The sequence below is a fragment of the Marinitoga sp. 1155 genome (assembly GCF_001021175.1).
Taxonomy (GTDB): domain Bacteria; phylum Thermotogota; class Thermotogae; order Petrotogales; family Petrotogaceae; genus Marinitoga.
The window spans coordinates 1-8,498 of sequence record NZ_AZAX01000035.1; the positions used below are offsets into that span (position 1 = coordinate 1).

Sequence of the window (8,498 nt, forward strand, 5' to 3'; positions counted from 1 at the left end):
CGATATTTACAAATTATTAATGTTTTAAATTTATAAATAAGGCGGGAATACCCCGCCCCTGTATTTTAAATTAAATTAAAATGGAAATTCAATATCAACTGTAAAGTTGTTTAAATCATTTTCATTATCAGGAACAACCAATAATCCTGTTTTAATTGCATAATTTAAGTACTCAACTTCAGCCAAAATTCTTGAAGGAACCATACCTTTTGTATATTTCATTGGTGATAAACTTACACCATCTTCTTGAGCACCTAATACCTGAACTCCACCTTTAAATCTGTTTCTGTAAGCATCTCTTACACCATAATATGATGCATTGTCAACTCTTTTTAAGGCACTTGCTAAAACATAACCTGGTGCCATATAATCCTGATCTGAGTCAACGCCAATTGCAAAGAATCCTTCGCCCATTTCATAATATTTGTCAACAACTGTTGATAAATTTGCATCAGCATCGATACCGTATACCTTTAATGATTTTTCTTTTGCAGCATCTATAACACCGTTACCACAAGCTCCTGCTGCAGCAAATATTATATCTGCTCCTTCAGCAAATTGAGCTAATGCCATTGATTTACCTTTTGCAGCATCTGTAAATGATTCTGTGTATCCAACAACAATTTCTACATTTTCTCCATAAATATCATTGTAAGCTTTAACACCAGCAACATAACCATATCTAAATCTTTCTACTGGAGGAATAGCAATACCACCTATGAAACCAACTTTTCCTGTCTTTGTCATAGCTGCTGCTAAATAACCAACAAAAAATGCTGATTCCTGTTCTTTAAATAAATATAATTGAACATTTTTAGGAACATTTCCGCCTTCTGGTGGAGCAATGTCTATACCTATGAATTTTACGCTTGGATATTGTGGTGCAACATCAAATAATGCATTACTCATCATAAACCCAACAGCAATAACAACATCTGCTTCTTTAGCAGCATTTGATAAGTTGTCAACATAGTCACTTTGTTCTTTTGATTGAATAACCTGTGCATCTATACCATATTTATCTTTAGCTCTTAATACACCAGCCCATGCACCATCATTAAATGATTTGTCTCCTAAACCCCCTACGTCTGTAACCATAATAACTTTGAAAGCAAAAGATGAAACTACCAATGCCATTAATAAAACTAAAAGTACAGCTTTCTTCATAACCTTACCTCCCTTTATAGAATTTGATAATTTGTAATCCGCTTAAAGCGGTAAAAATTAACATCAAAATACCAAATATAATATTAACATTGAATGATTGTGCATTTAATACAGGATATTTAAATTCAGATAAAACATGAATAGTTTCTGGTTTTATAAATGATGCTATAGATGCAATAAACATTATAATTATACCAAATATTTTGAATCTTATTTTGTCGTTCAAAAAGAAATATAAAAATCCTAAAATCAATAACAATAATACTTTTGTACCCCAATCAGTAATAATTGGTTTAAGATTTATACTGGTATTTGTTTTTTCTGAAAAAACAGACAATAATTTTGGTTTGTAATTAACTAAAACGCTTGATTTTATCAATTTCTTTTCCAAAGTGTTTTTGAATAATTCTTTAAATTCCTCATCAGAATACTTAAGAATATTCGTAACGTTTTTATTATACTCTAATAAACCATTTTCTATATTTTTATATCTCTTTTCGGAATTTTTTTCAAATTCATCAAGTATCTTTTTGAATTCTGTTGTTAATTTTGTATAAGTTTCAAAATTATCAATATGCAATCCTTGAAGCAATAAGTCTACTTTAACTTTACCATCTTCGTAATTTAAATAGTCTAAAATCTTACTTTTTCCAGAATCGGTTAAAAATTTCTTTAATGCAGAATTATATATATATCTTATTGAAGAATACTCTGCAGATAATTGAGAACCTATATACGCTACATCTTTATTTACAAAAGTGTATGGGTATACTAAAATATCATTTAATAGCGTTTTTTGCATTATAGAACTATGAAAATCTGGATTATTTTCCATTCTAATTTCTTCAACATTTTTGAACAGTGGCATATTCATTAGCAATAAAATTACAACGATTAAAGAAACATTTATTATTCTTTTTAATAATGGAACGTTTCTCCCAAAAGCTTTAAAAAACATTGTAACCAATATTAATGAGAAACTTAAAAGCAAGAAAGATCCATATATAAACGAAGTAATTATATCTTTTGAAAAATCAAAATAATTTAAAATATATATGCTTTCACTAAGAGTTATTCCAAAAAATACCCATTGATATAGATTGTTCTTTTTTAACAAAAACACAATTATAATCAAAGCCAAATATACAACAAATCTGATCCACTCTTTACTTTTTTTCACTTCAGCATTGTTTAAAAATATATTTATAATTTCAAGAGTGTCTTTTTTTATTTTTTCAGGCACAAAGGATAAAACTTTGGATGCCAGATCATCAATCTCTATTTCAAGATCTTCACCAGTGATTTTCAGCTTTGATATATCTTTTATTCCATCTTCGAGAATCTTTTTATTTTCAGAAATAATATTGTCGAATAAAGTATCGGGATTGCCTTCATAAATATAATATTCTGGAGATTCTAATTTTGCACGTCTATTTTTCATCTTTATTTTTAATAAAGTCTTATTAGGAGAATCTTTAACCAAACCGAGTGAATATGCAATGGCATTTTTTATATATAAAAAACCTGTATCCTGTAAATAAGTGGAATACTTTTCTAACGCCAAATAAAACGCTGGTAATGATCTAATTGTTTCTTCTTTCAAGTTTTTTCCGGCCAAATCACTCTGTACATAAGCAAGGAACCCGGCAAATGCAATTTCTTCTTCTAAAGACTTAAATTTATGTTCTTCTGCTATAGATGATAAATGTTTTGGAATATACGATGGTCTATCCGTATATTCGGCACTCCCTACCATCTGCGACTTATAAAATTTATACAATCCCATGTTTTTCAATTCTTCAAAAAACCATTGAAAATCATTAGAGTGGCTATTATATTTCTCAATATAAGTTACATAATTCTCTTTTATATTAGCCATGTTAAGTGGATTAAGAGAAAACATACTTATACTAAGTATAGCAAAAATAATTAATAAAAAAACCTTTTTCACAAAAGCACCTCCTATAAAAATTTCGACTGCTAATAAATATTATATCATAAACTGGTGAAAAATGCATCTGGATATTATCATATTTTTTTTTAAATTTCAAGTCGGATAAATAACAGTTTTAATTAAATATAATGCATTAATTTTATCTGAGAATATTTCTTCAAAGTTTAAAGCAATTAATCCTGTTTTTTAAACTTAGAGTGATATAATATAGTAAAATAATTATATTTGACAGTTCTTTATTAAAACTGTAAACATGAGGTGATATTGTGAATATTCTTGTAACAAATGACGATGGGATTATGGCACCAGGTATTTTTATTTTGAAAAAAGAATTAGAAAAAGAGCATAATGTTTATATTGTTGCTCCAGACGTTGAAAGAAGCGCCACCGGTCATGCAATTACCATTCGTAATCCTTTATGGGCTAAAAAAATTTTTCTGAACAATGAATTTTTAGGCTATGCTGTAAATGGAACTCCAGCTGATTGTGTGAAATTAGGGTTAGAAGCAATATATAAAAATATTAATTTCGATATGGTTATTAGTGGAATAAATAAAGGTCCAAATTTAGGAACAGACTTATTATATTCTGGAACTGTTTCGGGAGCACTTGAAGGTTCCTTAAATGGTCTTCCATCAATAGCTATATCAAGTGCTAACTATCAAAATCCCAATTATGAAACAGCAGCAAAATTTCTTTTAAAATTTTTAAAAAATCATAATTTTCTTGATATGCCTGAATTCAGTGCTTTAAATATTAACGTACCAAATGTTGACTATTCAGAAATAAAAGGTTTTAAAATTACCAGACAGAGTAAAAGACGATATAGAGATTATTTTGAACCAAGAAAAGATCCATATGGAAATACTTATTACTGGATGTTAGGGGAAATAATTGAAGATGATGAAGATTTGGATTCAGATTATTTTGTATTAAAAGAGAATTATGTTTCAGTAACACCTATAAAATCTTTTTTAACAGATTTTGATTATATGAAAAAATTAAAAGAATTAGGAGGATAAAAATGAATTTAAAAGTTAGATTAATTGGTGATCCTATTTTAAGAAAAAAAGCTATCAATGTAAAAAACATAGATGAAAATTTTAGAAAATTTTTGGAAATTATGACAAATATGATGTATAAAGAGGATGGGGTTGGTCTAGCCGCACCGCAAATAGGTATTAGCAAAAGATTTTTTATAATGGACGATGGAAATAAATTACGAAAGGTTATAAATCCTGAAATTATAGAGTTTTTAGGTGAAGAAATTGTTTTCGAAGAAGGGTGTTTAAGCATTCCAGGAATTTTTTTGAATGTTAAACGACCTGAAGGCGTAAGAGTAAGATATATAGACGAAAATGGAAATGTAGTAGAAGAAGAATTACATGAATATCCTGCAAGAATATTTCAACATGAGTATGATCATCTGGAAGGTATATTGTTTATAGATAAAGTTAGTACAGCCAGCAAAGCAAAATTAAAAGGTAAAATAAAAGATTTAATGAAAGAAGGAAGAAAAATAGCTAAAGAAATGGGGGAAATTGATATATATGAGAATAGTATTTATGGGAACTCCTGATTTTGCTGCTATTCACTTAAAAAAATTAATAGATTATAAATTTAATGTTGTTGGTGTTTTTTCTCAACCTGATAAACCAAAAGGCAGAGGTCAAAAACTCATTCCAACTCCAGTAAAAATAATAGCTCTGGAAAATAATATTCCTGTTTTTCAACCTAAAAGTGTAAATTTAAAGTTAGGATACGAATTCCTGGAAAAATTAAGCCCTGATATTATATTAACTGTAGCATATGGTAAAATATTAAAAGATAAAGTTATTAATTTACCTAAACTTGGATGTTGGAATGTACATGCTTCATTGTTACCTAAATATAGAGGCGCTGCGCCAATTCAGAGAGCCATCGAAAACGGTGAAACAAAAACTGGTATTTCTATTTTTAAAATAGTAAAAGAATTAGATGCCGGACCAATTGCCTATATGAAAGAACTTCCAATTTATATGGAAGATAATTTTGAGAGCGTATATAATAGATTAGCCAAACTCGGAAGTGAATCATTAATTGAATTCTTAAATAATTTTGAAATATATAGTAAGAAACTGATATATCAGAATGATAACGAAGCTACTTACGCAAGCAAAATAACAATTGAAGATACATATATAAATTGGTATAATGAAAATATAAAAGTGTTTAATAAAATAAGAGCATACGATCCTATTCCCGGGGCAAAATGCGAATTAAATGGACAAATTGTAAAAGTATTTAATGCATCATTGGGAACATCAAAAAATGATATTCCAGGAAAAGTTCTATCAATTGATAAGTATGGTGCTGAAATTTCAGTCGGTTCAGGAAGCATAAAAATTGGCAAAATACAATTTCCCGGAAAAAAAGCAGTAAAAATAATAGATGCATATAACGGTAGAAAAATTAAAGTTGGAGATATATTCAAAAATATAAAAAGGAGTGATTAAAGTGGCAAAAACATTTAATATGTATATGATAAAAGGATATAAGAACGAAAAAGATGCTGAAATCATAGAAAACATATTAAAAAGTATTGAGGGTATTATAAAATTTAAAGTTGAAAAAGCTTTTGGGGCAGTTGAATTAACCTATGACGATGAAAAAGTATCTCGCGAAGAAATAAGTAACAAACTAAAAACAAAAGGGTTTGAATTAAAATATTAAAATGAAAAAAAAATACATATATGGATTTTTATTTGCATTAATAAGCACATTAGTTGTATTTATACTAATTTCAGGAGTTAAAAATTTTGTAAATAATATCCAGATTTTTTTAGGATATAATTATTGGTTTTTATTTTTTGGATTTTTTATTATAACTATAAAATGGTTTATTGAAAGTTTTGTAATAAAAGTTTTATTACAAAAAGTGTCTTTAAAACAGGCTTTAAATTTCACTCTCATAGGACAATTCTACAGCTATTTAACACCTTTTTATACTGGAGGACAACCATTTCAGATAATATATATTTCAAAATATGGTATAGATCCTGGACAAGCAACAGCTGTTATTCTTTTTAAAACTTTTATTTTTCAAATTAGTATGGCAATTTTAGGTATCATAGCTACGATATATTCTTTTTTTCATTTTTCTATTTATATTACTTCAAGTATTATTTTAGGAGTTTTATTGAATTCATTAGCTGTTTTTTTGATAATTTTTTATGTAATAAACCAAAAAGCTGCTATAAATACCACTCTATATTTTGTAAAAATCTTAAAAAAAATCGGTGTCTTAAAAAATCCTGAAAAATATATTGACGAAATAATATCCAAAGTAAAAAGTTTTATTGAAACATTCAAGTTACAATCAAAGAGATTAATTAATATTATCCTGGTTTTTGTTTTGAGTATATTTCAATTTTCATGTTCTTTTCTAGTATTGCCAGTGATTCTAAAAGGATTTAATAAAAACATATCATTAAAATTCGTTTTTAGATCATTAATAACTCAAATAACTTCTTCTATTATTCCAACGCCAGGAACTTCTGGAGGTGCTGAAGGAATATTTTATTTTTTATTTTCTGATTTTATAATAAAGGAAAGAATTGGAACAGTTATAGTTTTATGGAGATTTACAACTTACTATTATGTATTGTTAATAAGCGGTATTGTAGTCTTATTAAATCATAAAAGAAACTTAAATAAAAAGGGTTCTTCCATAAAAAAAATGGGTAATTAAAAATAAAATGATATATTTAAGAACGTTTTTCATCTTCAGAGCATGTGGATTTAGCGATTTTTCATGCATTTTTTAAAGATTAAAACGAATATACAAATAGTTTTAGAAGATAATCATAAAAAGATTAATTAATAAAAAAAGAAGGAACTTAAAAGTTCCTTCTTTTTTTATTGGTGCCGAGGGCGGGACTTGAACCCGCACGGGATAAATTCCCACATGGCCCTCAACCATGCGTGTCTGCCGATTCCACCACCTCGGCAAGCCTTTCATATTATACAATAACTTTTATATTTTGTCAACCATATAAATCTTAAATTTGATACAAACTTATATAAAATATTATTTTCAAAAAATCCAAACAATATGGGAATTATATTATTTTATAATGGTAATTGTTTATTAATGAATTATTTATATAAAAAAATGAATATTCAAGTTGCATAAAATAATTCTATATTTTCTCGGAGAAATAATAAAAATTTTACAAAAAATGCCAGTAAAATAAATATTTTTTCAAAACCATGTATATATTTTTGTATTATTATTTAGTAAGGAGGTGTTTTGATGGAATATAAAAATGGAAAAATCAACACGTTATCACAATATGAATTTTTAAAACAGATTAAAGATATTGAAAACGAGGAAGAGTTAAAAGATTTTACAAAAAAAAGGTTTTTTAATTCCATTCAAAACGTAAATGATAAAAACAAAAAAGAAAAACTGAATAGCAATAGGTGAATTTTATGGTATATGATAGTGAACCGCCTATAATTGAAATAAAAAATTTTTCATTATATATGAATAATAAAGAAGTATTAAAATCAATAAATTTAAAATTATATAACAATGAATCTGTCTTGATTTACGGCGAAAGAAATTCTGGAAAATCATCATTATTAAGATCTTTTGTGCATTTAAATGAAGAATTATTTAATAATGTTTATGGAAAAGGAGATATAAAATATAGAGGAAAAGATGTTAGAGAACAGGAAAAAAAATATTTAAGGAGTAACATAACTTATACCGAACCACAGTACTTACAAAATTTAAATTATATATCCTTGAAGGAATTACTTAAAGTCTCTTTGGGTATTACGCCACACAATTTATCATATGAACATATTTCTTTATTAAAAAAATTAGATTTAATAGAGAAATTTGCAGATTTAAAAAGTTTAAGATATTATAACAATCTATCGAATTGGTCAAGTGCTGATAAATTATCATTGCTTTTATTTATTTCTTTAGCTCAAAATCCAAACATTTTTATGTTTGATTCTATTCTGGATCATATTGATGATATATTATTAAAAAAAATAAAAGATGTGATTTCTGATATAAATCAAAATAGAGTTTTAATTTTTGCAACAAGAAACCTTTTTAGATATCTTGATATATGTAATAGAATCATAGTATTAAAAGAAGGTAAAATTATTTTTGACTCAACACCAAAAGAATTCATTATTAATTTCAGACAGGATAATTTTAGAAACTTGTAACGAATAAGTATTGACAAAAGAGCGAAAAAATGATAGAATAAATACGGTTGAAATGCCTGAAAGGTTGCCGAGGTGGCGGAATTGGCAGACGCTGCGGACTTAAAATCCGTTGGGTGGAGACACTCGTGTGGGTTCAAGTCCCACCCTC

The 8,498-nt window shown here is 27.1% G+C and carries 9 protein-coding genes and 1 tRNA gene; 7 read left to right on the top strand and 3 right to left on the bottom strand.

Annotated elements, in window-relative coordinates:
• Positions 1-75 precede the first annotated feature (75 nt).
• Together X274_RS09755 and X274_RS09760 are read right to left on the bottom strand one after the other, a co-directional pair.
• Entirely contained in the window at positions 76-1,167 is a 1,092-nt protein-coding gene (locus X274_RS09755) for a BMP family lipoprotein (protein WP_047266645.1), read from the bottom strand.
• A gap of 4 nt (positions 1,168-1,171) precedes the next feature.
• Complete coding sequence (locus tag X274_RS09760) at positions 1,172-3,118, bottom strand: hypothetical protein (RefSeq protein ID WP_047266646.1); 1,947 nt, start codon at positions 3,116-3,118, stop codon at positions 1,172-1,174.
• A gap of 269 nt (positions 3,119-3,387) precedes the next feature.
• Between X274_RS09760 and surE the strand changes: the two genes are divergently transcribed.
• From surE to X274_RS09785, 5 genes are read left to right on the top strand one after another with little or no spacing between them, the layout of a single operon-like run.
• Positions 3,388-4,143, top strand: coding sequence for a 5'/3'-nucleotidase SurE (gene surE / locus X274_RS09765; protein ID WP_047266647.1), 756 nt, complete (start codon positions 3,388-3,390; stop codon positions 4,141-4,143).
• Between the two features lie 2 nt (positions 4,144-4,145).
• On the top strand, positions 4,146-4,700 hold the full coding sequence (gene def / locus X274_RS09770) for a peptide deformylase (RefSeq protein ID WP_047266648.1): 555 nt from the start codon (positions 4,146-4,148) through the stop codon (positions 4,698-4,700).
• On the top strand, positions 4,672-5,616 hold the full coding sequence (gene fmt, locus X274_RS09775) for a methionyl-tRNA formyltransferase (RefSeq protein WP_047266652.1): 945 nt from the start codon (positions 4,672-4,674) through the stop codon (positions 5,614-5,616). The genes def and fmt overlap by 29 nt, the downstream gene beginning before the upstream one ends.
• Before the next feature lies 1 nt (position 5,617).
• Positions 5,618-5,833, top strand: coding sequence for a heavy-metal-associated domain-containing protein (locus tag X274_RS09780; protein WP_047266649.1), 216 nt, complete (start codon positions 5,618-5,620; stop codon positions 5,831-5,833).
• A gap of 1 nt (position 5,834) precedes the next feature.
• Positions 5,835-6,851: a lysylphosphatidylglycerol synthase transmembrane domain-containing protein gene (locus tag X274_RS09785; protein WP_047266650.1), complete on the top strand. Its 1,017-nt coding sequence runs from the start codon at positions 5,835-5,837 to the stop codon at positions 6,849-6,851.
• A 171-nt stretch (positions 6,852-7,022) separates the two neighbouring features.
• Here X274_RS09785 and X274_RS09790 read toward each other — a convergent pair.
• Positions 7,023-7,110: transfer RNA gene (locus X274_RS09790), tRNA-Leu, on the bottom strand.
• A 305-nt stretch (positions 7,111-7,415) separates the two neighbouring features.
• Here X274_RS09790 and X274_RS12090 point away from each other — a divergent pair.
• On the top strand, positions 7,416-7,589 hold the full coding sequence (locus X274_RS12090) for a hypothetical protein (protein ID WP_156166195.1): 174 nt from the start codon (positions 7,416-7,418) through the stop codon (positions 7,587-7,589).
• 5 nt (positions 7,590-7,594) lie between these two features.
• Positions 7,595-8,350, top strand: coding sequence for an ATP-binding cassette domain-containing protein (locus X274_RS09795; RefSeq protein WP_047266651.1), 756 nt, complete (start codon positions 7,595-7,597; stop codon positions 8,348-8,350).
• Positions 8,351-8,498 lie beyond the last annotated feature (148 nt).